Annotated in this window: 2 protein-coding genes; both read right to left on the bottom strand. The window is 58.7% G+C overall.

The window, feature by feature from the left end; genetic code table 11:
- Positions 1–356, bottom strand: a 356-nt coding sequence (locus NW820_RS13025) for a J domain-containing protein (RefSeq protein WP_414407725.1), incomplete at its 3' end; no start/stop codon positions are given.
- 111 nt (positions 357–467) lie between these two features.
- A complete protein-coding gene (locus NW820_RS13020; RefSeq protein ID WP_011431820.1) occupies positions 468–647 on the bottom strand; it encodes a 50S ribosomal protein L32 in 180 nt (59 codons plus the stop codon).
- Positions 648–790 lie beyond the last annotated feature (143 nt).

Genomic DNA, 790 nt, shown 5'->3' with positions numbered 1-790 from the left:
AGGGTGGATCCCATCAGCAGCAGGGCACACAGCTCGCCAGCCGAAAGTGGGCGGGTTTCCATACGCAGCTCTAGAGAATCGGCACCAAGGGATCCCGGCATGCCCAGAGATCCCGTGTTGGCGGTCACCGCCCGTAAGCTGGCATCGTAGATGGCCCGTTTCGTCGGGTTGCTGAGGACAAGGTAGGCCTCCTGCAACTCTTGGAAGCAGCGAATGGCCACTTCCGGAGCCAGGGGAGAAGTATCGGGATGGTAGCGCTTGCTCAATTGCCGGTAGGCCCGCCGGATGGCCTCAGGAGATGCCCCTGGAGACAGACCCAGCCGTTGGTAGTAGGTGAGGGAAGTCAAGGAGCGCATGCAACCTATGGAGGAGCAAGACTACAGGGGCAGCAAAACCGCTTTCAGGGGAGCACAGCTCTAGTCCAGTGTAATCACTCGCGCAGACACCGGGATCCCTGCAGCAAGCCTCTATTCTTCCTCATCCTCTTCAGACTTAGCTTTGGGATAGTAGAAACCGGTGTTGCGACCGCTGAGAATGGCGCGCCCAATGGTCATGGCTCGCTGGGCCTGGAGCTTAGCTTTGCCCAGCCAGACGGCGTAGCGCCTGCGACTGCGGGCTTTAGAAGTTTTCTTCTTAGGAACAGGCATGGCTTCGCACAAAAACACAGCCTTACTAGGCTAGCATTGAGGCTGCGCTGCCGATCCCAGCTTTATTCAGGCAAGTAGCCTATCAGTGGTTGACCAAAAGGCGCGGCAAGCCCCGTCCTTCAGGGCAGGGAAGGATAGCGCCG

Source organism: Synechococcus sp. R55.7 (assembly GCF_047461955.1).
Lineage (GTDB): Bacteria > Cyanobacteriota > Cyanobacteriia > Thermostichales > Thermostichaceae > Thermostichus.
This window is presented reverse-complemented; position numbering and strand designations above follow the sequence as displayed.